Source organism: Paraburkholderia fungorum (assembly GCF_902833645.1).
GTDB classification, from domain to species: Bacteria; Pseudomonadota; Gammaproteobacteria; order Burkholderiales; family Burkholderiaceae; genus Paraburkholderia; species Paraburkholderia fungorum.
In genome coordinates, this window is sequence record NZ_CADFGE010000002.1 from 598505 (window position 1) to 624605 (window position 26101).

Sequence of the window (26101 nt, forward strand, 5' to 3'; positions counted from 1 at the left end):
TCGGGCCGGCCCGAAGCGTCCGCCCGGAAAGCGCAACCTGTACCACGCAGCTTACGGCAAACGGCCGCGCGGCAAGGCCCGGAAATGAGCGGGTTTCGGGCTTCTAATCCCGCGCTATAAGCGGAATCAGACGAGAAAAGACTGCGCGGGAATGCTAGAATCGCCCGCGTCCTTACGTTGACCATCATGACTCTACGTTCCCGCAACCGCATGACCGCATGGCTTGGCCTGATCGCCATGTGGCTCGTCGTGTTCGCGCCGATCGTGAGTCAGATGCTGGTGTCGAACCGCGCGCACGATCCTTTCACCGTGCTGTGTTCGGCGCTCCAGCCGCGCACCCAGAGCCTCGCGAGCCCGTCCACCCAAACCAGCCCGGCACCGGTCCATCTCAGCCACGAAGACGCCTTCGGCGCATGCGGCTACTGCCACCTGCTCGAACACCACGTCGCCCTGCCGGGCATCGCGGTCGTCGAACCGCCTGCCGCGCTCGCGCTGGCGGGCACCGCGCCGTCCGCCCTCTCCACCCGCTTCACACCGCTTGGCGCGTTCCCGTCCGGGCGCCCACGAGATCCCCCCGCCGTTTCCTGATCGCCGTTGTTACCGGTCGCGCGTCTTCGCACCCGTTGAGGGCGCGCGCGATCGCCTGTTCAATGCATCAAGGAAACGTTCATGTTCAACTTCGCTCTGCGAAGGCTGCCCTTCTGCGCCCGCCGTGGCGCGCGGCGCATTCCGTCCGGCCGGCGGCCGCTGTCGTACTTTCCAGTGTATTTTCCCGTGTTGGCACCCGCCTTCGTGCCTGTCCTGATCGCCTCTCCGGCTCACGCGCAGAACGCCCCCGCCGATGCCACCCTGCCCGCGCTCAGCGTTACTGCCAATGCCGTTGCCGCACCACGCGCCGTCGACCCTAACCTGCCGGCCTCGGTCGAGACCGTGACGCGCGAGCAGTTCGACAACTGGAATGTCGTCAACACCGAAGACGTGTTGAAGTACATGCCGAACCTCGCGGTGCGCAAGCGCTTTATCGGCGACCTGAATTCGATCATCGCCGTACGCGGCACCAGCAACTCGCAGAGCGCGCGCGGTCTGGTCTATGCGGACGGTCTGCTGCTCAGCAATCTGCTCGGCAACAGTTATTCGTTTCCGCCACGCTGGTCGATGGTATTTCCCGACGAGGTCCAGCAGGTCGACGTGCTCTACGGGCCGTTCTCCGCGCTCTATCCGGGCAATTCACTCGGCGCCACGGTGCTCATCAGCACCCGCATGCCAAAGCAGTTCGAAGCCAACGCCGACGTCAAGGCCTTCACCCAGCATTTCAGCCTGTTCGGCGTGAACCAGAATTTCAACGGCAGCGAAGCGAGTGCCTCGATCGGCGACCGGATCGGCAAGTTCTCGTATTTTCTGGGCGTGAATCACCTGGAGAACACCAGCCAGCCACTGCAATTCGCCACGCTCGCCAGGTCCAGCACGCCCGCGAAGGCCGGCGACACGCCGGTGACCGGGGCGTACTTCTACAACAACCAGACCAATACGCCGACCGCGGTGCTCGGCGTGAACGGCGAAGGGATCGAGCATACGGTGCAGGACCAGTTCAAGCTGAAGATGCAATACGACTTCACGCCGACGCTGCAGGGCGCCTTCACGCTCGGCTACTGGCATCAGACCTATAACAGCGCGACCTCGACTTTCCTGCGCGACGCAAACGGCAACCCCGTATACAGCGGCAAGGTCGCGATCGGCGGCTACGAGTACACGATTCCGGCGGCCGCGCTCGCACCGAGTCTCGGCCACAGCGAGAACTGGCTATACGGGCTCACGCTGAAAACACGCAACGCCACCGGCTGGAACGGCGAAGCAGTTGCTTCGTACTACGACGTAGGCAATAGCGTCGCGCGCACCGCGAATTCCGGTGCGCCGGGCAACGGGCCAGGCACCGTGATCTTTGGCGACGGCACCGGCTGGAAAACGCTCGATCTGCGCACCACCTATACCCCAGTCACGCCGCAAGCGGGGTTAATGAACCACGCGTTGAGCTTCGGCTACCACTACGACAACTACTTCCTCGACAACGAGAGTTACAACACGCTGAACTGGCGCGACGGTTCGGCCACCTCGTTTGCCAATGCGTTCGCCGGCAAGACGCAAACCCAGGCGCTGTACGCGCAGGATGCATGGCGTTTCCTGCCGCGCTGGAAGCTGGTCTACGGCGTACGGTACGAAGACTGGCAAGCGTACGGCGGCTCGCAGGCGCTGCCCGGCGCAAGCATTCCGTACGCCGACGCGAGCCAGCATCACTTCTCGCCGAAAGCCTCGTTATCGTTCGACGTTACCGACGATCTCACCTTGCGCGCCTCGGTCGGCCGTGCCTATCGGTTTCCGACTGTGGGTGAGATGTTCCAGGGGCAAATCAACGGTTCATCGATCGTCAACAACAATCCGAACCTGAAACCCGAAGACGATCTCTCGAAAGAGCTGACCGCCGAATGGGCACACTGGAACGGCGTGTTCCGCTTCTCGCTGTTTCAGGACGACGTGAAGAACACGATCTTCAGCCAGACCGATACGACCGTGATTCCGAACGTGACGAACTTCCAGAACATCGGCAAGGTGCGCTCGCGTGGCGTGGAAACGAGCTACGTGGGACAGGATGTGTTAGTACACGGTCTGGATCTGCTGGGAAGCGTGGCATACACGCAGTCGAAGATCCTCGCGAATGCGCAGAACCCGGCCAGCGTCGGCAAGTACTTCTATCGGATTCCGCTGTGGCGCGTCAATCTCGCCGCAACGTATCACATCGACGAACGCGCGGCGCTCACGCTCGCCGCGCGCTACTCGGGCCGTCAGTACAACACGCTCACCAATACCGACACGAATCCCGATGTATTCGGCGGCACCAGTTCGTACACGGTGGTCGACGCGAAGCTGACGTTCAAGCCGACGAAGCTGAGTGAGATCGGTATCGGCGTGGACAACCTGTTCGACGAACGCTATTTCGTCTACCACCCGTATCCGGGCCGCACGTTTTACGTCGAAGCGAAGCTGCGCATGTGAACACCCAGTGTGGCCGGGCCATTTGCACTCGCGCTGTAGACCTGTCGTCCTGTGATCCGGGTCGAGCTGCTCGCGAGGCGCACACCGGCCCATGCGTCGCTGCGCAAACCGATCGACTCATTGTCTGTTTTCAGGAGGATTGAATGTCCACCACCCTTGCTCAACACACGACTTCGTCGACCGGCGCTGCGAACGCCGGTTACCGGACACTGTGGCGCTGGCACTTTTACGCCGCTCTCTTTGTGATGCCGTTTCTGGTGGTGCTTGCGATCACCGGCACGCTGTATTGCTTCCAGCCGCAAATCGAGCCGCTGCTTTACCCGCACCGCCTGATCGTCGAACCGCAGGCCACGCCCAGACTGACTGAAGAAGTCCTGCTCGCCAAAGCACGCGCGGCGATGCCGGCCAATGCGCGCGCGGTGACGGCGCCTATCTCCAACGCACCGAACCGCAGCACCGAGTTCATCTTCCGTCTCGCCGACGGCGAAAAGCAGAGTGTCTATCTGAACCCGTACAACGGCGAAGTATTGGGCACGCTGAGCGTCGAGCACCGCTTCATGCAGGTGGACCGCATGCTTCACCGCAAGCTGCTGCTCGGCAAGCCCGGCGAATTGCTGATGGAGCTGGCCGCGTGCTGGACGCTGGTGATGATCGGTACCGGCGTCGCACTCTGGTGGCCGCGCGAGAAAACCACCGCGCGCGCGGCGCTGGTGCCGCGTTTCTCGCTAAAAGGCCGCCCGCTCTGGAAGAACCTGCACGCCGTGATGGGTATCTGGCTCGCGCTCGGCGCGCTCGTCTTCGTGCTGAGCGGTCTGCCGTGGACGGGTTCATGGGGTAAGCAGTTCAAGGCACTTGCAAGCGCCGCCAATCTCGGCGCGCCACCGGGCGCATGGGGCGGCCTGCCCTTGCGTTCCGCGCTGCCGGGCATGGGCGCCGGCGCCGCCGGACAGGCGGCCATGGCGGATAGCCGTGCCGGAACGCAATCCATCGATGCGGCTCACGCTGCCCGGGCCGCGGTCCCCGAACACGATGAGCACGCCGAACACACTGAACACGGCGGGCACGGCGAGCACAGCGCACACGAAGCGAACATGGATTCGATGCCGGGCATGGTGATGGACGACCTGCCCTTGCCGCTCACGCCATGGGCTGTCGGCAACACTCCGGTACCGCAATCGGCCGATCCGCACACGGTGCAGGAGCTGCCCCTCGGGCGCATCGTCGCGCTCGTTGCATCGCTCGGTGTCCCGAGCGGCTACGACATCGTGCTGCCCACCTCCGCGACGGGTGTCTATACGGTTTCGTACTTTCCCGCCGACCCGAAAGACGAGCGCACGCTTTACATCGACCAGTACAGCGGTGCCGTGCTGAAAGACATTCGTTACGGCGATTACGGCGTGGTGTCGAAGGCCGTGTCGTACGGCACGTCGCTGCATATGGGCCGCTATTTCGGCGTCGCCAATCAGATTCTCTGCGCGGCGATTTCGCTCGGGCTGGCGGGGATGGCCGTGACCGGTTGCGTGATGTGGTGGAAACGGCGCCCCCAGCGCTCGCTCGGCGCACCCTCGCGCGAGCGCGCCGCACCGCCGATGCGTGGCTGGAAAACCGGCCTCGTTCTGCTCGGCATCGTCTTTCCATTAATGGGTCTCACGCTGCTCGCGGTATGGCTTGCGGACCGCACGATTTTCGGCCCCGCCGCGCGGCAAGCCGCGTAGGCAATCCACTTAGCGCTTCATTACCGCTGTCAAAAGCAAGGAGTACATCATGAAAGCATCACGCCAACTGCTACTCGCCGCGTTGTTGAGCGGAGCATCCCTGCAGGCCTTCGCGGGCACCGCGGCGAGCATCTCGGACTGCTGGATCCGCGCATTGCCGGGCGATCTGCCGTCGGGCGGCTATTTCAAGGCCAGCAACTCGGGCGAGCAGCCGGTCAATCTCGTCGGCGTCAGCGCCGACGCGTTCGGCATGGCCATGCTGCATCAAACGCAAAGCCAGGGCAGCACCTCGTCGATGGCGATGGTCGATCAGGTGGCCGTGCCCGCGCACGGCTCCCTCGTTTTTGCGCCGGGTAACTATCACGTGATGCTGGAGCACCCGAAACAGCCGCTCAAGGTCGGCACGACGATCCCGTTGACGTTCTCGTTCAGCGACGGCGAGAAAGTCACCGCCAACTGCGCCGTGAAAAGCGCGGGGACGATGAGCCAGTAACCGAGACCGGAATGTCGGCGGATCGACGGTCCGCCGGCAACGCGTGGACTGACGCTGCATGCCGCACCCGGCGGCCCCAACCCGCCCCCGTTTTCCGGCGTTGCACGCGATGCTCGATTAAGCTATATTTTGCTCGATTATGATCGTTTCGTAACCGAGCAAGGTAACGTCATGCAACGAACCCGGCAAGACGCGGTGGACGGGCTTCTGCCCGTGGAACGGCAACAGCTGATTCTGGAACGGCTACGAGCACGGGGCCGCGTCCTCGCTTCGGAACTCGCGGCGGAGCTCCAGACATCCGAGCACACGGTGCGCCGCCATCTGCGCGAACTGGCCGATCAGGGTCATTGCAAACGCGTCTACGGCGGCGCCCTGCTGATTTCGCCCGCCGCCAAAAGCGCTGCAGTCCGCATGCACGAAGCGGTGGACCGCAAGGCCTGTCTGGCCGTCACCGCTGCGTCGATCGTGCGGCCCGGGCAGATCATTCTGCTGGACACCGGCTCGACCAATGTCGCGATTGCCGCGGCGTTGCCTGACAACGCGGATCTCACCGTCGTAACGAATTCGCCCGAGGCGTGCGCGCGGCTTCTAAACCGGCCCGGCTTCGACATCATTCTGATCGGCGGGCGCATCGCCGCGCACGCAGCCGGCTCGACCGGCGCCACAGCCTTGCTGCAGATCCAGCAGATCAAGCCCGACCTATGCTTCCTCGGCACATGTGCGTTCGATCCGGACGAAGGGGTCGCCGCGTGCGACGCTGAAGAGGCCGAGCTCAAACGGGCGATGGTCAAAGCCAGCAGCCAGGTCGCGATTGCCCTGACATCGGAAAAGCTGATCACCGCCGCGCCGTTTTTCGTGGCGCCGGCGCGCGCCGTGGACTACCTGTTCGTCGAAGCGGATGTGACGGCCGAGCGGCGTGCCCTGCTCGAAACGGTTTGCGACAACGTCATGGTGGCGCGCTCATGAACACACTCAATAAGCCGTTCGTTCAACCGGACACCCGGCCGCTCAAGGAGCGTGTGGCCACCCTCGGCGTGTTTCTCGCCAACGGATTCGGGATCGGCGCCTGGGCGGTCGAAGTACCGCGCATCAAGGAAAGCCTGGCGCTCAGCGACACGTCGCTCGGCATCGCGTTGTTCGCCTTCGCATTGGGGGCCATCGTGGCGATGCCGCTCGCCGGACAACTGGCGCCGCGCTTCGGCAGCGGCCGGGCTACCGCGCTGCTCGGCGCGGCGTTTGTCGTCGCGCTGCCGCTGCCCGCCTTCGCCCCGAACATGGCGACACTGTGTATCGCGCTGCTTGCGCTCGGCGCGGCGAACGGCGCGCTCGACGTCTCGATGAACGGTCACGCCAGCACGATCGAAACGCAATGGAAGTCGCCAATCATGTCGTCGTTTCATGCGTCGTGGAGTGCAGGCGGCCTGCTCGGCGCGGCAACCGGCGCCATGCTGCAGAAAGGCGGCGTCGGTGTGATCGGCGGTCTCGTGCTGCCGGACGTGTTCATCGCCGCCCTGATTCTGGCCGCCGCGCTGCTCGCATTGCGCGATCTCGGCCCGCGCGTGGCCGCGTCTTCGAGTGGATTCGCGTGGCCCACGGGCGCCGTGATGAAGCTCGCGCTGCTGGCGTTTCTTTGCATGCTGGTGGAAGGCGCGGTGGCTGACTGGAGCGCGGTGTATCTGCGCTCGGCTTTGAGAGGCGAGGCCAGCGTCGCCGCGGTCGGCTATTCCGCGTTTGCCTTCTCGATGGCCGCCTGCCGTTTCGTCGGCGACGTCTCCGTGCGCCGTTTCGGTTCGAGCAAGGTGATCGGCTTCGGCGGGCTTCTGGCGGTGGCCGGGTTCACGCTGGTGTTGAGCCTGCCGAGCGTGGTCACCGCCTGCGTGGGCTTCGCCATGGTCGGCGTCGGTCTGGCGAATATCGTCCCGGTCATTTTCAGCGCGGCGGGCCGTTCAACGGCTACGCCGGCTATCGGTGTGTCGATGGCGGCCACAGCGGGCTATGCCGGCTTCCTCGTCGGCCCGCCGCTGATCGGCCTCGGCGCGGGCCTGCTCGGCTTGCGCCTCGCGTTATGCGTGCTCGTCCTGGCCACCATGGTCGTCTGCCTGCTGGGCGGTAAAGCGGTGCGCAGCGCGAGGCTGGTCTAGAACGGGCGCGGCGTGCGCGCGCAGCGGCCAGCTCAGCGCGCCGAGCAGCGAGCGCGGTTGCGCGCCGTCGTCGAGCCCGGTGGCCGGCCATTCGTGCTTCGCGGGCAGCCACAACGTGCCGAACAGGTGATCCCAGAGCGGCAGCAACTGCGTGAAGTTGTGGTCGAAGTGTTCGGCACGGTTCGAGTGATGCAGGCGGTGGTATTGCGGATTGTTGACCCACGCGGTAAAGCGGCCCAGGTCGATGCGCAGGTTCATATGCGCGAAGTAATTGCCGAACATGAAAATGATCGAGGTCACACCGACAATCCACGGCTCGACCTTGAACAGCACGCCCACCAACGGATAAAGCAGGCAGCCCTTGATGAGCACTTCGAACCAGTGATGCCGGAACGTCACCGTGATATTGAATTCGGTGGCGCTGTGGTGCAGCGAATGCAGTTGCCACAACACGGGCCATGCATGCTGCAAGCGGTGAAACGCATATTCGAGCAGATCGATCGTCAGTAGCACGATCACGATGGAAGCCACCGCGCTCCACCCGCGCGAGACCAGCACGATCCAGCCGCCGCCGAGTGCATTGACGATCGCGACGCTGACCATCGCCAACAGCGGCCGCACGGCTTCCGCGAGCGCCGAATACAGCGCCGCGTAGACGATGTTGAAGCGCTTGCCGGCCCGCGATTGCAGTAATTCGGCCGGCCAGCGTCGCTCCAGCGCCGCACCCGCGGCCATCGTCAACAGAACGAGCGCGAAACCGAGCAGCCACTGGCTCGCATGGTGCAGCAGTTCGCCAAACGGGTTCGACGCGAACATGTAATTCCCCGGTCAATACGGTGCGGTGCGCTCAGTCGCTCGATCACTCAAAACCGATCTGGCCATGATCGGCAACAGTCGGCCCGCTGCCTGAAACGCCGAAGGCAATCGTAGCCGCGGCGAAAGGCGTCGGACAATCCGATACATCAGAGGATAGCGCGATTCAACGCGATCTTCGCAGCCTGTTTCGCGGCGCGCAAGTGCCGCTCGCTGCGCCGGTTACCAGCTTGCCATGCAGGGTTCGAAGCGGGCTTTCACCATGTATGCGCTCACCCGTGCGTCAACTCAATACGCCACGAGAATGGTGACGCGGCGATTCGCGGCGCGCGCCGCCGCATCGTCGCCGATGATCAGCGGAAAATTGTCCGCCCTGCCGATCGCGGCCATTCTGTGCGGCTCGATGCCCCGGCCCGCAAAAAATCGAACAACGGCGCCGGCCCGCGCCGACGACAGCTCCCAGTTCGACTCGTACTTCGCGCTCGAGATCGGCACGCTGTCCGTGTGCCCTTCGACGAGGATGTTGTTCTTCGCTCGCTCGCGCAGAACCCCCGCGATCTGGTTCAAGACGCCGAAGGACTCCGGCAACAGATGTGCATCGCCGGAGTTGAAGAGCACCTTCGCGTTGATCGCGATCTCCACGCCCTGCGAAGCGTTCGAAATCGTAATCTGCCGGTTATCCTGAAGCGGCGCAAGCAAGGCAAGCAGTTGCCGTCTTGCCGCGTCGGGCACCGCGGGCGGAGCCTGAACCGCTTGAGCGGCCGTTGCCGTTTTCACCGCACGCTGCGCCAGTATCTTTACTTCAAGCTCGCGGTTCTTTGCCAACTGCAACGCATACAGCGCCAGGAACAACACCATCAGCGTGGTGATGAGGTCCGCATAGGAAATCAGCCAGCGCCCGGACTGCGCTTCATCGTCTGCGTCGCCATTCCCGTCAGCGTGCCGATAGCCGGTTTTGTCCGCCGCAAGGCGCTTGTTACCCGAAGAGGTGTTCATGCCAGGAACGTCTGTTTCCGAATGCGTTTAATCAGGTGCGCGGCTCGCCGGTGCCGGCTGGTCACGGCCGGCTTCGCGAGCGCGGTCGAATGCGCTCAACCCAGCAACTCGGCCGACCGTTCCCGGATGTCCCCCGCCAGCCGGGTTTCGATCGTATGCGGCGACTCCTTGCGTGAAATTGCGAGCAGGCCGTCGAGGTACAAGCGCCGGAAGCGCAACTCGCTGTCCACCTGCGCCCGGATCTTGCCGTACAACGGCAGGAACACCAGATTCGCCAACGCGAGGCCGTACAGGGTGGCCACGAATGCGACGGCAATCCCCTCGCCGAGTTGCGCCGGTTCGAGCATGTGGCCGGTGACCTGAATCAGGCCGAGCACCGCCCCCAGAATGCCGAACGTCGGCGCGTAGCCGCCCGCCTGCTGCCAGATGCGCGCGGCCGCCATGTGGTTGCGCTCATAGGCGTCCAGCTCCCGTTGCAACGCGTCTTCGAGTACGGCAGTCGACACGCCGTTGGCCAGAAGCTCCAGACCGCGTTTGGCGAACGGATTGAAGCCGCCGGCCTCGCTCACCTCGAGCGACTCGAACACAAGCATGCCGTTCAGCTTCGCCTGATCGCCCCACTCGAGCAGGACCGCGAGGCTGTCCCGGTCAACCTGGCGCGCCTTCACAAAGGCGAACCGCAGTTGCTTGATGCCGTCGTAAAACCTGGCCCAGGTGTTCTGGATCATCACCGCGCCGAGCGTGCCGCCGAGGACGATAACGAACGCCTCCGTCTGAAACAGCGAAGTGAAATGCCCACCCTCGAGCGAAAAGCCGGCCACGATGGCCGTTACGCCAAACAAGGCGCCAAATAGCGTCAAAAGATCCATACATCCTCTCGAACGGCTGCCCGGTCATCCGGGCAGCAATCCTGCAAAGCACCAGGCCGTCCGGCCGGCAGGCAAAGGCGTCAGGCACCCACATTGGCAAGCGGCGCTGCGGCGGCAGCCGAGAACTTGAGCGCGCGCACGGTCTCGATGAAGCGCTCCTCGATCTCGGCAATCTCGAGCGGATCGATCTTGATTTCGCGGCGCATGACCCACGACACCTCCTTCTTGCGCGCCTCGGTCATCACCGAAAAGAGGCGCTCGCAGATCGGCTCGCCGGTTACCGCAGCGAGCAATTTCGCGAGGTCATAGGTGTCGAACGCACTCACGGCTTCGAACAGCGTGCGCTGGTCGACCAGTTCCAGATCGGCCAGCGTCTTCAGCTCGCTCGTGCCCCGCGGATTGCGCCGGGAAAAATACGTAATGCCCTTTTCCTCGACGTAGTTCAGGACCCGCGTCTTGCGAAACGCGAAGACGTCTTCGGCAATTTCCGCATGCGCGAGCTTGTTGAGAATCAGGTTCTTCTCGACGCCGATCAGGGCTTCGAGGTCGGCCAGCTCGATCAGCTCCAGCTCGCTGTTGATGGACACGTCGAGATCGTGGTCCGCCACCTGCTGGGCCCGTTCCGTGATCCGCACCGGATCGAAGGTGACGAGCTGCCGCCCGGCCGCGCCGTCCTGCGCGGAATAGCGCGCCGACAGCGTGCTCAGGCGATCGGAGCGGCCCGGTTCGAGCGTCACCAGATTGAGTTTTTCCATACGCTTGAGCATTGCCATCACATGCGGACGCGAATGGCCGGCAATCGCATGGCACTTCTTGATGACTTCCGGCAGCGGCACCGAACACTCCTCTCCTTGAGCGCGGCGCGCGCGTCCGTCCACGCGGTCCGTGTTGTCGATGCCCGCCATCAACGAGAGGACGTGCGCGTACGAGAGCACGCCCGGAAGAAAATCGGCATGCGTATTGGTGGCGAGAACATCGTCCTTCTTCTTCACGCGTCGAATCATGGTGCGCACGATATGGCGCAACAGCGGCGATACGCGTTCGAGCTCTTCTTCGACGACGCCCGCCGCGATCACGGTCAATTGACAGAAGCTGATGGCTCTCGCGGTATGCGCGCGCGGTTCGGCGGGCAGCAAGGACGCCTCGCCAAAGAACTCGCCCTTGCCGAGCGTGGCGAGGATGACCTTCTTGTCATCGCATTGCGTGGAAATTTCGACTTTGCCGTCTGCGATCACGTAGATGACGGCGTCGCCCGCGAAGCCTTCAGCATAGATGACCTCACCTGGCGCCGCTGTGCGCGGCCATGGCGATCGTTGGTGATTCAAGATGTTCCCCCGGAGAGCTATTGCCTCGGCCATCCCGCGCTCTCATGAGGCGCGGGTATGGCCGATGGCCCTGACTTGTTTGACAGGATAACGACATGCAAAACGCAAATCTTTAACCTGACCAATCGTCAGTCGAATAGCTGCAACGGCGCAAACGTTTGGTGAAGCAGCGGCGGTCGGTGCGCGATCAGGCTGGGCATGCGCTGCAGCCCCCGGCTACCGTCGCGTTTCGCCCTTCGCGCCGCCAGTGACGCGCAAGGTGAAACCGCAGCATAATTTTCCGTTATTTCGCCGTGCCCAGATAGGCGGCTTTCAGCGCCTCGACGTCCAGCTTCACCATTTTCATCATGGCTTCGGCAACGCGGGTGGCCTTGACCGGATCGGGATCGGCGATCATGCTGATCTGCTCGGTCGGGGTGAGCTGCCAGGAGACACCGAAGCGGTCCTTCAGCCAGCCACAGGCCTCAGGCGAGCCGCCATCTTCGATAAAGGCATTCCAGTACCGGTCAAGTTCCGCCTGATCGTCACAGCTCACCATCAGCGAGATCGCGTGGTTGAACGAGTCGGGTCCTGAGGCGTTCATCGCGATGAAGGGCTGCCCAAAGAGAACAAACTCGACGACCTTTGTCGAACCGGCACTCGGCACCGCCGTCACCCGGACGACGCGTGAGTCCGGAAAAATCTTCGTATAGAACGCCGCGGCCTCTTCAGCTTGCGTGGAGTACCAAAGGAAAGGGGTGATCTTTTGAATCGTCATGGCAAATCTCCTGTCAGGATGGACAAAATGCGGAGGAAAACCGCGCGCCACCACTGAGACGACGAAGCAGGACCGTTAAAATCGACACCGGGTGCGGAAAAGTTTAACTTTTTTGCCTGCACGATGTCGGACAACCCCATCCGGCCTCTCGCGCCATCAAGGCAGCGTGATCGGCACCGGACGCGTTAGCAAGTCGACGTAAAGGCTGAAAAACCGGTTGTTGTCGAACTGCGTGACATAGGTGATCTTGTTCGGCGACGCCCCCGGCGCGGGCTGGTCGGGGTAGACCGTCACATGCCCCTGATCCTCGCCGCTCGTGGCATCGATATCCAGATAAGCGCTTTTCGTCTGCGTGGCATAGGTCGGATCCATGAAATACGCGATCGTCAGCGTATCGAACAGATGGGTGTTCTCGCCGAACGAACCGGCATTCACGATGCCGTACGCTCTCGTCACCGCTGTCTGCTTGTTCGGGTTGTTGACGATCTGATCGAAGATGCTCTGCGTAAGCGGTACCGTATCCGTAACATCGAGCGGAATGACGGCCTGCGGAATCGTCGTTTGAAGCACCGTGCGTACGGCCAGCGGATCGAACCACCAGTTCAGTTCACCCACGGCGTTCGCATTGCCCGGCACCGCCATCGCCCCGCCCATGTACACGATCTGCTTGATCAGCGGCACGATCTCCGGCGCCTTCATGATCGCCGTGGCGAGATTGGTGGGCGGCCCCACCTCGAGAATGGTGACCTGATTCGGATAGCGCTTGATGGTCTGGATCATGAAGTCCGCGGCGCTTTGAGCCTGCAGTTTCGTCGACACCGCGAAGCCATCGGGCGGCGCAACAAGCTGTGACTGCTGGGTCGGTTCAGGCCGCATCCACGCGCCGAAATAGCCTTGCGGATTGGCGGCCTGCTGCGCACGAATGCTCGCCACGTCGTATTGCAACGGATAGTCCGCGCCGCCGTAGACGCCCACCACGTTCTGCACGCCCATGCGCTCCACGGCCTTCAGTGCATCCGCTTCTTCCTGCAGCAACCAGTCGTTGCCGGTCACGACAGTCAACCCGAGCAGGTTGACCTTGCCCTGCCCCATCAACTGCGTGGTCATGGCGAACAACTGGCCGTCGTCGCCCATCGTGTTGAAGTCCGAGTCGATGATGACCTTCGGCGCGTTGGCGAGTGGATCGGTCGCCGTCACGTTGCCGCCGCATGCGGTGATGGTCAGCGATATTATCAGGATGCCTATATATTGTGGTTTCATGTTTCGTCCATTGATTCCAGTGGAGATCGCGATTAAACCAAGGGAACACCATCCGGAGATGGTGCCGGTCATTCAACGTCAAGCTACCCAGAGTTGCAGGTCGAACTGCCTCATGTCACAACAGGCATCCGCCTCACACTGCGCTGTCGACTTCCGCGCGAGTCGGAATCGACGGCTGCGCGCCGGCGCGCGTGACGGAAATCGAAGCCGCGCGTTGCGCGAGGCTGATCGCGCCTTCCAGCGGCTGCCGCGCGGCGAGTTGCGCGGCAAAGACACCGATAAAAGTATCGCCGGCCGCGGTCGTGTCGACCGCCCGCACCTGCGGCGCCGGGAAATGCGTGCCTTCGCCGCCCTCGGGCAGCAGGTAGGCGCCTTGCGAGCCGAGCGTGACGATCACATTGCGTGCGCCGCCGCGTTGCAATTCCAGCGCCGCCCGGCGCGCGCCGCTTTGCGATTCGACCGGCAGGCCGGCGAGTATCCCCGCTTCGACCTCGTTCGGCACGAGGTAGTCGACCAGCGGCAGCCATTCCGCGGGCAGCGGGCCGGTTGCCGGCGCCGGGTTCAGCACGGTGATCTTGCCCAGCCGCCGGCCCAGCGCAAGTGCCGCGTGGACGGAATCCCACGGCGTTTCCAGCTGGCACACCACGACGTCGCTGGCCTTGATCGCCGCTTCCTGACGCGCAACGCTCTCAGGGGTGAGTTCGCCGTTACTGCCCGCAACCACCACGATCGTGTTTTGCCCGTCGTCCGAGACCGTTACCATCGCCACGCCGGTAGGCTGCGCGGAGTCGACTTCGATACCCGCGCAGTCGATGCCCTCCGCTTCCAGATCCTGGACCCGCTGCGCGCCGTTCGCATCCTTCCCCACCCGCCCGATCATCGCCACGCGCGCGCCGATGCGGGCCGCCGCCACCGCCTGGTTGCCGCCCTTGCCGCCGGCAACCTGCGAGAACTCATGTCCGCCGATCGTCTCGCCCGGCCGCGGCAAATGCGGGGCACGGGCGACCAGATCGGTATTGATGCTGCCCACCACGAGCACGCGGCCCTGCTTCACTTCTTTCGACACTTTCACTCTCCCGCCGACCCGCCATGCGTGGTCGCCAATGGTCAATTATGCGGCGCGACGCCGGCTTCTATAGGTATCCAGCACGACAGCCACCACAATGACGGCCCCCGTGATAATGCGTTTGGTCGGCTCGGTCGCGCCGATCTGGGCGAGACCCGCGGCCAGTACCGAGATGATCAACACGCCAAAGAAGGTGCTGATCACCGAGCCGCGGCCGCCCATCAAACTCGTTCCGCCGATCACCACGGCCGCGATCACCTGCAGCTCGATGCCCGAGCCGGCGTTCGGGTCCGCGGCCTCGAGCCGCGAAATCTGGAACAGCGCCGCGAGACCCGACAGCAGTCCCATCAGCGCAAATACGGCAATCTTGTAGGGCCGCGGATTGACGCCCGCGAGGCGAACGGCTTCCTCGTTCGTGCCAATGCCCACCAGATAGCGGCCGAACACCGTGCGGGTCAGCACCCATTGCGCCACGATCATCACGACGATCGCAATCAGGAACGCGGGAGAAATGCCGAACGCAATCGGATTGGACAGGAAGTCGAACGCGTCGCCGATGTAGGCCGTGCGGGAGTTGGTCATCTGATACGCGAGACCGCGGGCCGCCTCGAGCACGCCGAGCGACACGATGAACGAAGGGATCCGCCAGGCCACGGTGATTGCCCCGGTCACGCAGCCCGTCAAGGCCGCGCCCGCCATGCCGAGCAACGCGGCGGGCAACGCCGGCCAGTGCCACTGCAGCGCTGCGACGCTGGTGAGCGCCGCGCCGAGCGCCAGCACGGAGCCAACCGACAGGTCGATCCCGGCGATGATCAGCACGAAGGTCATGCCGACCGACATCACGACCAGATCGGGAATCTGATTCGCAATCGTGCTGAAGGTGTCGTAGCTGAGGAAATGCGAGCTCAGCAGCGAGAACAGGACGATCATCCCGAGCAAGGCGCCGAGCAGGCCGAGGTAGTTCGAGAATCCCAGCCGCGTGCCGATCGGCTTCGCGTCTTTGGGCGGTTCGTTCTGCACGGTAGGCAGGCTGGTTGGTGCGGTCATGCTTCAATACTCCACAGATTTTTCGTCGGACGCCGGGGTGCCGGGCGCCCGTGCGTCGGGTTCGATCGGATCGTGCAGCAGCGCGTCACGATTCGTGTAGCCTGCGAACGCCGCAGCCAGCAGCGAGTCCTGGGTCCAGCTGCCGCGCTCGAACAGGCCGGTCATGCGCCCTGCCGACATCACCCCGATCCGGTCGCAAATCGACATCAACTCGCGCAGATCGCTCGACACCACCACCAGCGCGCGGCCTTCGCGCGCCAGCGCGCCCATCAACGCATAGATATCGAACTTGGCGCCGACGTCGATGCCGCGAGTGGGCTCGTCGAACAGCAATACCTGGCAATCACGCGCGAGCCAGCGTCCGATCACCACCTTCTGCTGATTGCCGCCCGAGAGTTCGGACACCGGTTGCGACGGCCCCGTGCTGCGGATGCTCATTGCGTCGATCTGTTCGCGCGCCAACGCCGCCTCGCGACGGCCGTCCACCACGCCATGCTTCGCCACCGCGCGCAGGTGCCCGAGCGAGATATTGGCGGCAATGGGCTGCGTCAGCAGCAGGCCCTCGCCCTTGCGATCCTCGGTGATCAGTGCGATGCCGTTCCTCACGGCGTCCGCGGGCGACGAGACTTTCACGGGTTCGAGCGGACCGCCGCCATGGGCGATCGATACCATGCCGGCATCCGCGCGATCGGCCCCGTAGATGAGCCGCATCAGTTCCGTGCGGCCCGCGCCGATCAAACCGCTGATGCCGAAAATCTCGCCCGCCTTCACCTCGAAGGACACATCGCGCACGACCGGTTCGCGGCTCATGCCCGTGACCTTGAGCGCCACCTCGCCAATGCGCCGCTCGCCCAGATCGATCCGCTCGCCGATATCGCGCCCCACCATCAGCGTGACCAGGCGGTCGGCCGAGAGATTGGCCATTTCGTCGACATGGACGAGCCGCCCGTCGCGAAGCACCGCGGCGCGGCGCGCGATCCGCCGCAACTCTTCCAGTCTGTGCGAGATATACACCAGCGCCACGCCGCGCGCCTTGAGCCGCTCGACCTGCTCGAACAGCAGGTCGACCTCGCGGGCGGTCAGCATCGCGGTGGGTTCGTCGAGAATCAGCACGCGGCAATCGCCGATCAGATTGCGCGCGATCTCGACCATCTGCTGATGCCCGATGCCCAGCGTGCCCACCAGCGTGTCGGGGTGGATCGCGTCGAGCCCGACTTGCGCCATTGCGTGCCGGGCGTCTTCGCGCAGCTTCGTACGGTCGATCCGGCCGAACAGGCCGCGCTGCGGCAAGCGGTTCAGAAACAGGTTCTCCGCCACCGAGAGAGTCGGCAGCAGGTTCAACTCCTGCATGACCATGCGCACGCCGAGCGCCTCGGCGTCCTTGCGGCTGGCCGGTGCGTAAGCCGCGCCGCCCAGCGTCATCGAGCCAGTGGTCGGCGTGACGAGACCGCCGACGATCTTGGACAAGGTGCTCTTGCCCGCGCCGTTCTCGCCGGTCAGCGCCAGCACCTCGCCGGCGTGCAGCTCCAGCGAGATATCGGCGAGCACCGGCCCGGCATAGGTCTTGCCGATGCCTTGCACGCTCAGCACGGGCGGGACGTCGGTCGAGGATGGGATGGGAGTAGACATCAGATCGATAAAGCGGGGACGAAGATCAAGCGGCGTGGCCCGCCCTTCATACGGGCCGGGCCACGCGTTGTGCCGGTCTTACTTGGTGACCAGATCGACAGGCGTTTCGACGACGCCCGACAATTCCGACTGCTTCTTGTGCTCGGCGAGCGCCTTGAGCGCCGTATCGATACCGAATACGGCCTGCTTGGCGGCGTACTGATTGGCGGTGGCGAGCACGCGGCCGTCGGCGAGCATCGGCTTGATCGCGTCGATGTCGTCGTAGCCCACCACCTGCACCTTGCCCGCCTTGCCTGCCGCGCGCACCGCCGAGACCGCGCCGATTGCCATGTTGTCATTGCCGCACAGCAGCGCCTTGACGTCCGGGTTGGCATTGAGAATCTGGCTCGCGACCGCGTTGCCCTTGTCGATTTCCCACTCGCCCGATTGCAGCGAGACGACCTTCATGCCGCCCGTTGCCATGGCCTGCTTGAAGCCGGCTGTGCGCTGCTGCGCGTTGGTGGTGGTCGACACGCCTTCAATGATGGCCACGTTGTCGCCCGACTTGAGGTGCTTGGCCAGATAGTCACCCACCTTCTGCGCGCCCTTCGCGTTATCCGGACCGACAAACGGAATGTTCAGGTCCTTCGACTTGAGCACGGCCGGATCCAGCTGGTTATCGATGTTGACCACGATAATGCCGGCGTCGACCGCTTTCTTGAGCACCGGCACCAGCGCCTTGGAGTCGGCCGGGGCGATCACGAGTGCGTCGACCTTCGAGACGATCATCTGCTCGACGATGCGAATCTGGTTAGCCGTATCCGTCTCGTCCTTGATGCCGTTCGTGACGAGATCGAATTTCGTGGGATTCTGCTTCTGATAGTTCTTCGCGCCGGTTTCCATGGTCAGGAAAAACTCGTTCGCCAGCGACTTCATCACCAGAGCGACTTTCGGCTTGTGGGCAGTCTGGGCGAACGCTGCGGGCATCGGCAGAATCGATACGGCGAGGAAAGCCGCGCTGGCTACGATAGCGCGACGCCGCGCCGGTTGGAAATGACGAATCATTAATGTCTCCTTTTTGCTCGTTCGGTCTACGTACTGATAGCCGTTGAGTCGCGTGATGGGCAGGTTCGCCACACTTGCCGCCACCCCCGGTGAAACCCTTGGGTTCCTTGCCAGATGCTGGGACGAGTACGGCCAGGTCCAATGCTATCCTCGCGATCCACGTTATGCTATGCCCAATTTTAAAACTTAGCGTTACAAAAATGGAACACATAGACTGGGACGACCTGCGGATTCTGGTGGAGATCGCGCGCGGCGGAACCATGCGAGCGGCCGCTGCGGCATGCGATCTGAGTGCGCCGACCCTGTCGCGCCGCCTGACCGAGCTTGAACGGCGGCTGGGCGAGCCGCTCATCGACCGGGTCCCGTCGGGCTGCACGGTCACGGCCTTCGGCGCGCGGGTGCTGGCCTGGGCCGAGCAGATGGAGGATCTCGCCCACCAGATCGAGCGCGCCGCGGACGTGACCGGGGGCGCAGCCGCTCACGGCACGGTGCGGATCAATGCCGTCGAATGGCCTTCTTACATTTTGCTTAAGCTGCTCGGTTCGTTCCAGGATCGGCTGCCCGGCCTCGCCATCGAAGTGCTGACTTCACGGCGGCCGTATAGCCTTGCCCGCCGCGAAGCGGACATCGCGCTGTGGTCCGAATGTCCCGACGAGGGCGATCTGTATGTCCGGCGCATCGGCAGGATCCGTTTTGGGCTCTACGGTTCGCGCGACTACTATCTGCGCCACAAGGCGGCGATCGTGCGCAAGGAATGGGACAAGCTGTCGTTCGTCGGTTATGACGACCGGCAGCCCGATCACCCTGCCACGCAATGGTTGAAGAGCCTGCCCGGCGCGCCGGCCCCCTCGCTGCGCAGCAGCTATGGCATGGGCGTATTCGACGGCGTGCTGGGGGGCTCCGGGCTCGGCGTGCTGGCTCAACTCGCGGGCGACACCACGAGCGACCTGGTCTGCGTCGAGAAGCACATCAAGGCGCTCGACCAAGACGTGTGGATGGTGCTGCATCCCGCCCTGCGCGATAGCGAGCGCATCCGGACCGTGGCTAACCTCATTGCCGAGATTTTTCGTTAGACCGGCGCGCGGGCCGGCGCGTCGAATCCGGCTGCTGGCTGCGTGCAAACCGTTCGTCGAAATCGCGTACCAGCATCCCGACTGTAATTGCGCCGAACCGCGCAAGCAACGCAGCTTCTGCCTCTCGAACCGTCTCTGACAGACGGACGTTGACGGCTTGCTCGACGAGACATTCCGGATGATCTTCCGTGAACAGTTCGGAAAAAATCGGCGGCTCCCCGACGGCCCGGTAGACGTCCAGCAACGTCAGTTCATCAAGATTTTTCGACACGATCCAACCGCCGCCGTGCCCTTTCTCGGACTGCACGTAACCCTGATCCCTTAGGCCGGCCAGCATGCGCCGCACGACGACGGGGTTCGTGCCCAGCATCTGCGCGATCGTTTCAGACGTCAGCGGGCCATCATGCCGGTCCATGTGAATCAGGGCATGCAGCATTCGCGACAGGCGGCTATCCGTTCTCATTCATCGCCTCAGGTTCAGGAAGCATGGCGGACGAACCCACTCACGCAACATTCGAAGTTGCGTTAAGTATAGCATCGCCCTATCATGCAACTCGTGATGTTTCATGAAGCGGTTGGCGTCATTTTGACCATGGCCCATCGGTGTGGACGTCGGCACAAACCAGGAGAAAGGATATGCATACCCAGCATGATGTGATCGTTGTGGGCGGGAGTTTCGCGGGCCTGTCGGCCGCCATGCAGCTTGCGCGCGCCAGAAGGAACGTGCTTGTCATCGACACCGGCTTGCCGCGCAACCGTTTTGCCTCGCACGCTCACGGCTTCTTCGGCCAGGATGGCAAACCGCCCGCGGAGATCATTCGCGAAGCTGCGTCGCAGCTTGCGGCCTACCCAACGGTTCAGTGGGTCAAAGGCGAGGCTGTCACCGCGCAACGGACTGACAACGCCTTCAGCGTCGCGCTTTCGGACGGCCGCATTGAATCGGCTTCCCGGCTTATTCTCGCGACCGGCGTGCGAGACGAACTGCCCGTCATACCGGGCTTGCAGGAGCGCTGGGGCAGGACGGCACTGCATTGCCCGTACTGCCACGGGTACGAGGTTCGGGACCGGCGTCTCGGCGTACTGGGCAATCATCCGTTGTCGGCTTACCAGGCGCTCCTCATTCCCGACTGGGGTCCGACGACGTATTTCACGCAGGGCACCTTCGAGCCCGACGCAGGACAACTTGCCCATCTGGCGGCGCGCAACGTTCGCATCGAGCGCTCGCCGGTAGTCGAACTGCTCGGTCAGGCTCCACACCTCGAGGCGCTCAGATTGGCCGATGGACGCGTTGTCGCGATCGACGCGCTGTTCGTCGCACCGAGGACGCACATAAACAGCACGCTCGCGGAACAACTCGGCTGTGCATTCGATGACGCGCCGCTTGGGCCCGTCATCAGGGTCGACGACCTGAAGCAGACGACAGTAGAAGGCGTCTATGCGGCGGGCGACGTGTCGAACAAGATGACCAACGCGACGTTTGCGTCGGCGGCCGGCGTGGCAGCGGGCGTCGGTGCGCATCATTCGCTGGTGCCGGAGCTGGCACAGCACAAGTAAGCCCTATCGCGGCGCGCCCTGCGCTAACCCGATGGCGGTCCGGACCCGGGCCGCCACTCGCGCGTCAAACACCCTTCTCTCATCCCCAAAGCGCTCACAGCGCCCGCCATCAGGTTGTTATTTTCGTTTACCGATGTAATGATATAACATTCTGGCGCGCCGAACAGCGTAGCCGAAGAACGTCGACAAGACGGAAACGCCTCCATCCAGTGCTCAACCCTGAATAAATAAAGATGAAAAACCGCACGCGCGTCTCTCACGCAGCCTTGCTGCTGTTCGCTATCGCCGCTCATGTCCATGCCGCGCCCGACGACGCTTCGGTGACGGGCGCCGTCACCGACACAGCGGGCAAGCCCGTCCGGAACGCCACGGTGAGCATTCAGACCGCAAGCGGCGCCGCCATCAGCGAAGCAAAAACGGACGCGGACGGCCATTTCGCGATCGCTCACGTGAGTCCGGGCACCTATGCGGTTGTCGTCACGGCCCCGGGGTTCGCGAGCGGCAGCAGCATCGCGACCACCACCGCGGGCGCGCCAGGCGCGGTCAGCATCAAACTCGCTCAAAGCGACACACTCGACGTTCAGGTGAATGCAAAACGTCTCGATCGGGCCCGCAATGGGCTGCAGCCGGAAACCGGCAGCAGCGTGTACCGCTTCAGCCAGGCCGATATCAACGCCCTGCCCGCGGGACAGGACACGCCGTTGAACCAGGTGTTGCTGCAGGCGCCCGGCGTGGCAAGCGATTCCTATGGTCAATTGCACGTGCGCGGAGACCACGCGAACCTGCAATACCGCATCAACGGCATCATCATTCCCGAGCCGATCAGCGGTTTCGGCCAGTCGCTCGACACTCGCATCATCGACCAGGTCAACCTGCTCACCGGCGCATTGCCGGCGCAGTACGGCTACCGCACCGCAGGCGTCGTGGACATCCGCACGAAGTCCGGCGATGCAGGCAACGGCGGGTCCATCGACGTGTTCGGCGGCAGCCATCAGACGATCAAGACCAGCGCGGATGTATTCGGCAGCCAGGGGCCGTTCAGCTACTACTTCAGCGGCTCAGTCGGCATGAACAACCTCGGGATCGAGAATCCCACCTCCAGTGCGAATGCGATTCACGACCACACCCGGCAGGGCGATGCGTTCGGCTACATGTCGTACATCATCAACCCGCTCACGCGCGTGAGCGTGATGTTCGGCACCACCAGCAACCAGTTCGAGATTCCCAACACGCCAGGCCTACAGACCAACTTCACGCTCAACGGCAACAACACCTTCGACTCAGCCCAGTTGAACGAAACGCAATCGGAGTTGAACAACTTTGCCGTGGTCGCGCTTCAGGGCACCAATGGCGGCGCCCTCGACTATCAGGTCGCCCTCTTTACGCGCTACACGCGAACCCAGTTCAATCCCGATCCGGTTGGCGATCTGCTCTTCAACGGCGTGGCGTCGCAGGATTTTCACAGCAATTCGGCCAACGGCGCGCAGGTAGACACAACCTGGCGGCTGAACGACAAGCATACGGTTCGGGCCGGTATCTTCTTCCAGCAAGAACACGCGGTGTTCAACGACAGCGTCAACGTATTCGCGACAGACAGCAACGGCAACCAGCTATCCGATCAACCGTTCAATATTCAGGATTCCAGCAGCAAGACCGGCTATCTGTACAGCGCCTACGTGCAGGACGAGTGGAAACTCACCGACAAGCTCACGCTGAACTATGGCCTTCGCTATGACAAGATGGACGAGTACGTCAGCGCGAGCCAGCTTAGCCCGCGCATCGGCCTCGTCTATACGCTTACGCCGACAACGACGCTCCATGCCGGCTACGCGCGCTATTTCACGCCACCGGCGTTCGAACTGGTGTCGGGCTCGACTATCAGCCGCTTTAACGGCACGACCAATCAGAGTCCGTCGAGCGAGAACGGCCAGGTACAACCGGAACGCAGCCATTATTTCGATCTCGGCGTGACCCAGCGCCTGGGCTCGAACGTTACGGTCGGACTCGACGCTTACTACAAGAAGTCGACCAACCTGCTCGACGAAGGACAGTTCGGTTCCGCGCTCATCTTCACGCCGTTCAACTACCGGCAGGGTCGCGTGTATGGGGTCGAGTTCACGGCCAACTACAAGCAGAACAATGTATCGGCGTACATGAATCTCGCGTGGAGCCGCGCACAGGGAACCCAGATCGATTCGGCACAGTTCAATTTCGATCCGGCGGAACTCGCCTATATCAACGATCACTGGGTCTACCTGGATCACGACCAGCGCATTACCGCTTCATTCGGCGGGACCTACGATCTCGGCAGAACGACGTTCACGTTCGACGGGCTGGTGGGAAGCGGTTTGCGTAGCGGCTTTGCGAACACCGACAAGCTGCCGCTCTATGCGCAGGTCAATCTCGGCGTGATACAGCACTTCAATCAGCCGCTGATCGGGAAGTTCGACGCACGGCTGATGGTCGTCAACGCGTTCAACCGCGTCTATGAGTTGCGCGACGGATCGGGTATCGGCGTGGGCGCGCCGCAGTATGGCCCGCACTTCGCCGTCTACGCCGGCATCACCAAGAATTTCTGATTCCGTCAGGCTATACAGAGCGACGAAGAGGTAGGACATGCAAGATTGGGCAAGTGTTCTGGCAGCGGTACGCGTGGGCGGATGGGTCATCTATCCGCTGACGGTACTCGCTATTCTGGCGGTCGCGATTACGCTCGAGCGGGCGTATGTGTTTCTGCGCTTTGGCCGCTTGCCGGGCACGCAGGGTAACGCGCACACCATCACGCACGAAATCGCCGCGCCCGGCTCGGCCCTCGATTGGGCCGGCAGATTAAAGGATGCGTCCAGTCAGAACGCGTTCAGACGCATGAGCGCGCCGTGGGCGCCCGATCCTTCCGTGCCGCTGTGGCTGCGCGAAGCAAAGGCGCAATCGGTTGCCTCGCAGATCGAACGCGACATGAGCAAAGGTTTCTGGGTGCTGGAAACCATCGTGACGGCAGCGCCTTTGCTGGGTCTGCTGGGCACCATTGTCGGCATGATGCATTCGTTCCAGTTGTTCGGTGGCGATGGCCTCGTCGATCCGGGCGGCGTGACAGGCGGCGTGGCACAGTCGTTGGTGGCGACCGCGATCGGCCTGGTGGTTGCCCTGTTTGCGCTCTTTGCATTCAACTATTTCTCGCGCCGGCTCGAACGGCTCATGGACGAACTCGAGTCGTTCGCCAATGCACGGCTCGGCGAAATCCGTCTTGCCGACACGCCCGCGGGAGCGCTGCCGTGAAGTTCAAGCGTTCGCGCGCGGTAAAGCGCGGCCGCATCGAAATCATTCCGATGATCGATGTGATGTTCTTTCTGCTGGCGACCTTCATGCTCGCATCGCTCGCGATGCAACGGCTCGACGCCGTCAAGATCAATCTCCCGGCCGGCCGCGCACAGCAAATGGCGGCCCATGAACCGCTTACGATTTCCGTGGACAGCAGCAACGCGATCTTTGTGAACCATCAGTCAGTTCGTCTCGATCAGATCGAGCCGATGGTGAAACGGCTGTTGCAACCGGACGGCAATGTCGTGATTGCCGCTGACGACGCTGCCGGCCACGGCGTGGTGGTTCAGGCAATGCTGGCCGCACGCCGTGCCGGCGCCGAGCGGTTCCTGATCGCCGTACATCGTGAATAAGCGGATGCGCGTGGCCATCGCCGCAGGCGATTCTCCGTCGATACGGTTCGCACTGGCGGTACTGGTCGCGCTAATCGTATGGATAGCGTTCCTGATTCAGGTAGGGCACTGGTTGCGTCCGTCGCCCGCCGCGCGCGTGCAGGACAAGCCCCTCGAGATGCGGGTGATGGAACTCGATCCGCCGAAAGCTACAGTTGCGACGCCTTCCGTGGCTCCGCCTGCGCCCGTTCAGCCCGCTGCGGGCAAACCACGGCAAGCTGCTGATCCGCGCGCTCACACGTCGACGCATTCACGCACGCCACCCCCTGTGCCGTCGAAGCCGGAGGCGCGTCCGGTGCAAAACGTACCGCCGGCTCAGTCGACGCCCGCAATGCAAGAGCCGAAGACGGCCGCCGAGCCGCCCGCGCGCACTGCCGCCCCCTCCGACGAAAGCGCAACCGCTATACCGTCCGCAAAATCAGTTGGCGACGCCGCGGCGCATTCCATTTCCCAACCGTTGCCGGAACTGCCCGATGATTTGCGCGAGCAGGCGTATCAAACCGTCGCGACGGCCCGCTTCGTGATCCACGCCGACGGATCGGTCGATGTGGAGCTCATCAAACCGACGCCCAATCCCCGGCTCAACCAACTCCTTCTTGAAGCGCTGCGCAAATGGCGTTTCTTTCCGGCGATGCAGGCAGGGCATCCTGTCGAAAGCCGGCAAGACATTCGTGTGCATTTCAACGTGAACTAGCGAAGCTCAGCCCTTCGTCGCGCCAAACGTCAAGCCGGCCACGAAATGCTTCTGCATGGCGAAGAACATCGCGACAGAGGGCAACGCGGCGAGAATCGACCCGGCGGACACAAGATTCCACGCAGTGGTCCACTGTCCCTTCAACGCCGCGACACCGACAGTAATCGGCGCGGCGTCGTCACCTTGCGTCAGACACAAGGCCCAGAAGTAGTCATTCCACACGAAGGTGAATACGAGAATTGCCAATGCGGCAAGCGCGGGACGGATCAGCGGCAACACGATCTTGAAGAACACGGTCCATTCGTTCGCGCCTTCGATGCGCGCCGCCTCAACCAGTTCGAATGGCAACTGCTTGATGAAGTTGCGCAGAAACAGCGCGCAAAATCCGGTCTGAAACGACACATGGAACAGAATCAGCGCGCTCACTGTGTTGAACAGACCAAGCTGCAACGACAGGTCCCGCACTGGAATCATCAACACCTGAACCGGCACGAAGTTGCCCGCGACAAACGTCGCAAACAGCGTGGAATTGCCACGGAACCGGTAGATGGCCAGCGCGAAACCCGCCATGGCCGCAAGCGCAATCGACCCCACCACGGCCGGCACCGTAATCAGCACGCTGTTCCAGAAGTAGTGCAGCATCGGGGAAGTCGTCAGCGCCTCGCGATAGTTGTCGAACATCGCGAAGTGCTTCGGCCAGCCCCAGTAATTGCCCTCGCTCAGCTCCTCGGTGGAACGCACCGAGGTCACGAGCACCGCGATCATCGGCAGCAGCCAGATCAGCAGCGCGAGCGGCAAAGTCAGTTTGTACGCGCGGCGCGTGAGCGGCTTCCATTTGTCGATCGGGATCGGAAACATGACCGGCTC

The 26101-nt window shown here is 63.1% G+C and carries 24 protein-coding genes; 12 read left to right on the forward strand and 12 right to left on the reverse strand.

From position 1 onward, the window contains the following. Nucleotides 1-186: 186 nt before the first annotated feature. The 6 genes from HWX91_RS09375 to HWX91_RS09400 all read left to right on the forward strand — a co-directional run bounded on the left by HWX91_RS09375 (nt 187) and on the right by HWX91_RS09400 (nt 7397). Nucleotides 187-588 carry a DUF2946 domain-containing protein gene (locus HWX91_RS09375; RefSeq protein WP_028194864.1) on the forward strand — a complete coding sequence of 134 codons (402 nt, stop codon included), beginning with the start codon at nt 187-189 and terminating at the stop codon, nt 586-588. A gap of 81 nt (nt 589-669) precedes the next feature. After that, a complete protein-coding gene (locus HWX91_RS09380) occupies nt 670-3048 on the forward strand; it encodes a TonB-dependent receptor (RefSeq protein WP_028194865.1) in 2379 nt (792 codons plus the stop codon). Nucleotides 3049-3191: 143 nt separating this feature from the next. Beyond that, nucleotides 3192-4763: a PepSY-associated TM helix domain-containing protein gene (locus HWX91_RS09385; RefSeq protein WP_028194866.1), complete on the forward strand. Its 1572-nt coding sequence runs from the start codon at nt 3192-3194 to the stop codon at nt 4761-4763. Between the two features lie 49 nt (nt 4764-4812). Continuing rightward, nucleotides 4813-5256: a copper chaperone PCu(A)C gene (locus tag HWX91_RS09390; protein ID WP_028194867.1), complete on the forward strand. Its 444-nt coding sequence runs from the start codon at nt 4813-4815 to the stop codon at nt 5254-5256. Between the two features lie 171 nt (nt 5257-5427). Then, the gene (locus HWX91_RS09395; protein ID WP_028194868.1) at nt 5428-6222 is read left to right on the forward strand and encodes a DeoR/GlpR family DNA-binding transcription regulator; all 795 of its coding nucleotides are present in this window, start codon (nt 5428-5430) and stop codon (nt 6220-6222) included. Then, nucleotides 6219-7397 (forward strand): MFS transporter, encoded by a 1179-nt coding sequence (locus tag HWX91_RS09400; protein WP_042274085.1) that lies wholly within the window; start codon nt 6219-6221, stop codon nt 7395-7397. Before HWX91_RS09395 ends, HWX91_RS09400 begins: the two co-directional genes overlap by 4 nt. Here the strand turns inward: HWX91_RS09400 and HWX91_RS09405 are convergent. From HWX91_RS09405 to HWX91_RS09450, 10 genes are all read right to left on the reverse strand, one after another. Further along, a complete protein-coding gene (locus HWX91_RS09405; protein ID WP_042274088.1) occupies nt 7320-8213 on the reverse strand; it encodes a sterol desaturase family protein in 894 nt (297 codons plus the stop codon). The two genes, HWX91_RS09400 and HWX91_RS09405, sit on opposite strands and share 78 nt — an antisense overlap. Before the next feature lie 285 nt (nt 8214-8498). Further along, nucleotides 8499-9206 carry an OmpA family protein gene (locus tag HWX91_RS09410; RefSeq protein ID WP_028194870.1) on the reverse strand — a complete coding sequence of 236 codons (708 nt, stop codon included), beginning with the start codon at nt 9204-9206 and terminating at the stop codon, nt 8499-8501. 95 nt (nt 9207-9301) lie between these two features. Continuing rightward, nucleotides 9302-10075 (reverse strand): flagellar motor protein, encoded by a 774-nt coding sequence (locus HWX91_RS09415; RefSeq protein WP_028194871.1) that lies wholly within the window; start codon nt 10073-10075, stop codon nt 9302-9304. An 80-nt stretch (nt 10076-10155) separates the two neighbouring features. After that, nucleotides 10156-11400: a Crp/Fnr family transcriptional regulator gene (locus HWX91_RS09420; RefSeq protein WP_042274112.1), complete on the reverse strand. Its 1245-nt coding sequence runs from the start codon at nt 11398-11400 to the stop codon at nt 10156-10158. Nucleotides 11401-11683: 283 nt separating this feature from the next. After that, nucleotides 11684-12157: a VOC family protein gene (locus tag HWX91_RS09425; protein ID WP_028194873.1), complete on the reverse strand. Its 474-nt coding sequence runs from the start codon at nt 12155-12157 to the stop codon at nt 11684-11686. Between the two features lie 156 nt (nt 12158-12313). Beyond that, nucleotides 12314-13417 (reverse strand): nucleoside hydrolase, encoded by a 1104-nt coding sequence (locus HWX91_RS09430; protein WP_028194874.1) that lies wholly within the window; start codon nt 13415-13417, stop codon nt 12314-12316. Nucleotides 13418-13550: 133 nt separating this feature from the next. Continuing rightward, nucleotides 13551-14483: a ribokinase gene (gene rbsK, locus HWX91_RS09435; protein WP_028194875.1), complete on the reverse strand. Its 933-nt coding sequence runs from the start codon at nt 14481-14483 to the stop codon at nt 13551-13553. A gap of 45 nt (nt 14484-14528) precedes the next feature. After that, nucleotides 14529-15530 (reverse strand): ABC transporter permease, encoded by a 1002-nt coding sequence (locus HWX91_RS09440; protein WP_028194876.1) that lies wholly within the window; start codon nt 15528-15530, stop codon nt 14529-14531. 3 nt (nt 15531-15533) lie between these two features. Continuing rightward, nucleotides 15534-17159: a sugar ABC transporter ATP-binding protein gene (locus HWX91_RS09445; RefSeq protein ID WP_028194877.1), complete on the reverse strand. Its 1626-nt coding sequence runs from the start codon at nt 17157-17159 to the stop codon at nt 15534-15536. A gap of 78 nt (nt 17160-17237) precedes the next feature. Then, nucleotides 17238-18203, reverse strand: coding sequence for a sugar ABC transporter substrate-binding protein (locus HWX91_RS09450; RefSeq protein ID WP_028194878.1), 966 nt, complete (start codon nt 18201-18203; stop codon nt 17238-17240). A gap of 200 nt (nt 18204-18403) precedes the next feature. Here HWX91_RS09450 and HWX91_RS09455 point away from each other — a divergent pair, with 200 nt between their 5' ends. Further along, the gene (locus HWX91_RS09455; RefSeq protein ID WP_028194879.1) at nt 18404-19276 is read left to right on the forward strand and encodes a LysR family transcriptional regulator; all 873 of its coding nucleotides are present in this window, start codon (nt 18404-18406) and stop codon (nt 19274-19276) included. Here the strand turns inward: HWX91_RS09455 and HWX91_RS09460 are convergent. Further along, nucleotides 19254-19739 (reverse strand): Rrf2 family transcriptional regulator, encoded by a 486-nt coding sequence (locus HWX91_RS09460; protein WP_042274091.1) that lies wholly within the window; start codon nt 19737-19739, stop codon nt 19254-19256. The genes HWX91_RS09455 and HWX91_RS09460 overlap by 23 nt on opposite strands. Nucleotides 19740-19912: 173 nt before the next feature. Here HWX91_RS09460 and HWX91_RS09465 point away from each other — a divergent pair, with 173 nt between their 5' ends. The 5 genes from HWX91_RS09465 (at nt 19913) to HWX91_RS09485 (ending at nt 25234) form a co-directional block, all read left to right on the forward strand. Beyond that, the gene (locus HWX91_RS09465) at nt 19913-20830 is read left to right on the forward strand and encodes an NAD(P)/FAD-dependent oxidoreductase (protein ID WP_028194880.1); all 918 of its coding nucleotides are present in this window, start codon (nt 19913-19915) and stop codon (nt 20828-20830) included. A 233-nt stretch (nt 20831-21063) separates the two neighbouring features. Beyond that, nucleotides 21064-23409: a TonB-dependent receptor gene (locus HWX91_RS09470; protein ID WP_028194881.1), complete on the forward strand. Its 2346-nt coding sequence runs from the start codon at nt 21064-21066 to the stop codon at nt 23407-23409. A gap of 37 nt (nt 23410-23446) precedes the next feature. Further along, nucleotides 23447-24106: a MotA/TolQ/ExbB proton channel family protein gene (locus HWX91_RS09475; protein ID WP_028194882.1), complete on the forward strand. Its 660-nt coding sequence runs from the start codon at nt 23447-23449 to the stop codon at nt 24104-24106. Continuing rightward, nucleotides 24103-24501 carry an ExbD/TolR family protein gene (locus HWX91_RS09480; RefSeq protein ID WP_028194883.1) on the forward strand — a complete coding sequence of 133 codons (399 nt, stop codon included), beginning with the start codon at nt 24103-24105 and terminating at the stop codon, nt 24499-24501. Before HWX91_RS09475 ends, HWX91_RS09480 begins: the two co-directional genes overlap by 4 nt. Beyond that, nucleotides 24494-25234, forward strand: coding sequence for an energy transducer TonB (locus HWX91_RS09485; protein ID WP_244144033.1), 741 nt, complete (start codon nt 24494-24496; stop codon nt 25232-25234). Before HWX91_RS09480 ends, HWX91_RS09485 begins: the two co-directional genes overlap by 8 nt. Before the next feature lie 6 nt (nt 25235-25240). On the opposite strand, the gene HWX91_RS09490 is transcribed toward HWX91_RS09485, so the two are convergent. Continuing rightward, the gene (locus tag HWX91_RS09490) at nt 25241-26092 is read right to left on the reverse strand and encodes a carbohydrate ABC transporter permease (protein ID WP_028194885.1); all 852 of its coding nucleotides are present in this window, start codon (nt 26090-26092) and stop codon (nt 25241-25243) included. Between the last annotated feature and the right edge of the window lie 9 nt (nt 26093-26101).

Excerpts from the sequence above, each read along its gene's own strand:
- HWX91_RS09375 (WP_028194864.1), top strand. The coding sequence starts at position 187 with ATGACTCTACGTTCCCGCAACCGCATGACCGCATGGCTTGGCCTGATC.
- HWX91_RS09380 (WP_028194865.1), top strand. The coding sequence starts at position 670 with ATGTTCAACTTCGCTCTGCGAAGGCTGCCCTTCTGCGCCCGCCGTGGC.
- HWX91_RS09385 (WP_028194866.1), top strand. The coding sequence starts at position 3,192 with ATGTCCACCACCCTTGCTCAACACACGACTTCGTCGACCGGCGCTGCG.
- HWX91_RS09390 (WP_028194867.1), top strand. The coding sequence starts at position 4,813 with ATGAAAGCATCACGCCAACTGCTACTCGCCGCGTTGTTGAGCGGAGCA.
- HWX91_RS09395 (WP_028194868.1), top strand. The coding sequence starts at position 5,428 with ATGCAACGAACCCGGCAAGACGCGGTGGACGGGCTTCTGCCCGTGGAA.
- HWX91_RS09400 (WP_042274085.1), top strand. The coding sequence starts at position 6,219 with ATGAACACACTCAATAAGCCGTTCGTTCAACCGGACACCCGGCCGCTC.
- HWX91_RS09405 (WP_042274088.1), bottom strand. The coding sequence starts at position 8,213 with ATGTTCGCGTCGAACCCGTTTGGCGAACTGCTGCACCATGCGAGCCAG.
- HWX91_RS09410 (WP_028194870.1), bottom strand. The coding sequence starts at position 9,206 with ATGAACACCTCTTCGGGTAACAAGCGCCTTGCGGCGGACAAAACCGGC.
- HWX91_RS09415 (WP_028194871.1), bottom strand. The coding sequence starts at position 10,075 with ATGGATCTTTTGACGCTATTTGGCGCCTTGTTTGGCGTAACGGCCATC.
- HWX91_RS09425 (WP_028194873.1), bottom strand. The coding sequence starts at position 12,157 with ATGACGATTCAAAAGATCACCCCTTTCCTTTGGTACTCCACGCAAGCT.
- HWX91_RS09430 (WP_028194874.1), bottom strand. The coding sequence starts at position 13,417 with ATGAAACCACAATATATAGGCATCCTGATAATATCGCTGACCATCACC.
- HWX91_RS09440 (WP_028194876.1), bottom strand. The coding sequence starts at position 15,530 with ATGACCGCACCAACCAGCCTGCCTACCGTGCAGAACGAACCGCCCAAA.
- HWX91_RS09445 (WP_028194877.1), bottom strand. The coding sequence starts at position 17,159 with ATGTCTACTCCCATCCCATCCTCGACCGACGTCCCGCCCGTGCTGAGC.
- HWX91_RS09450 (WP_028194878.1), bottom strand. The coding sequence starts at position 18,203 with ATGATTCGTCATTTCCAACCGGCGCGGCGTCGCGCTATCGTAGCCAGC.
- HWX91_RS09455 (WP_028194879.1), top strand. The coding sequence starts at position 18,404 with ATGGAACACATAGACTGGGACGACCTGCGGATTCTGGTGGAGATCGCG.
- HWX91_RS09460 (WP_042274091.1), bottom strand. The coding sequence starts at position 19,739 with ATGAGAACGGATAGCCGCCTGTCGCGAATGCTGCATGCCCTGATTCAC.
- HWX91_RS09465 (WP_028194880.1), top strand. The coding sequence starts at position 19,913 with ATGCATACCCAGCATGATGTGATCGTTGTGGGCGGGAGTTTCGCGGGC.
- HWX91_RS09470 (WP_028194881.1), top strand. The coding sequence starts at position 21,064 with ATGAAAAACCGCACGCGCGTCTCTCACGCAGCCTTGCTGCTGTTCGCT.
- HWX91_RS09475 (WP_028194882.1), top strand. The coding sequence starts at position 23,447 with ATGCAAGATTGGGCAAGTGTTCTGGCAGCGGTACGCGTGGGCGGATGG.
- HWX91_RS09490 (WP_028194885.1), bottom strand. The coding sequence starts at position 26,092 with ATGTTTCCGATCCCGATCGACAAATGGAAGCCGCTCACGCGCCGCGCG.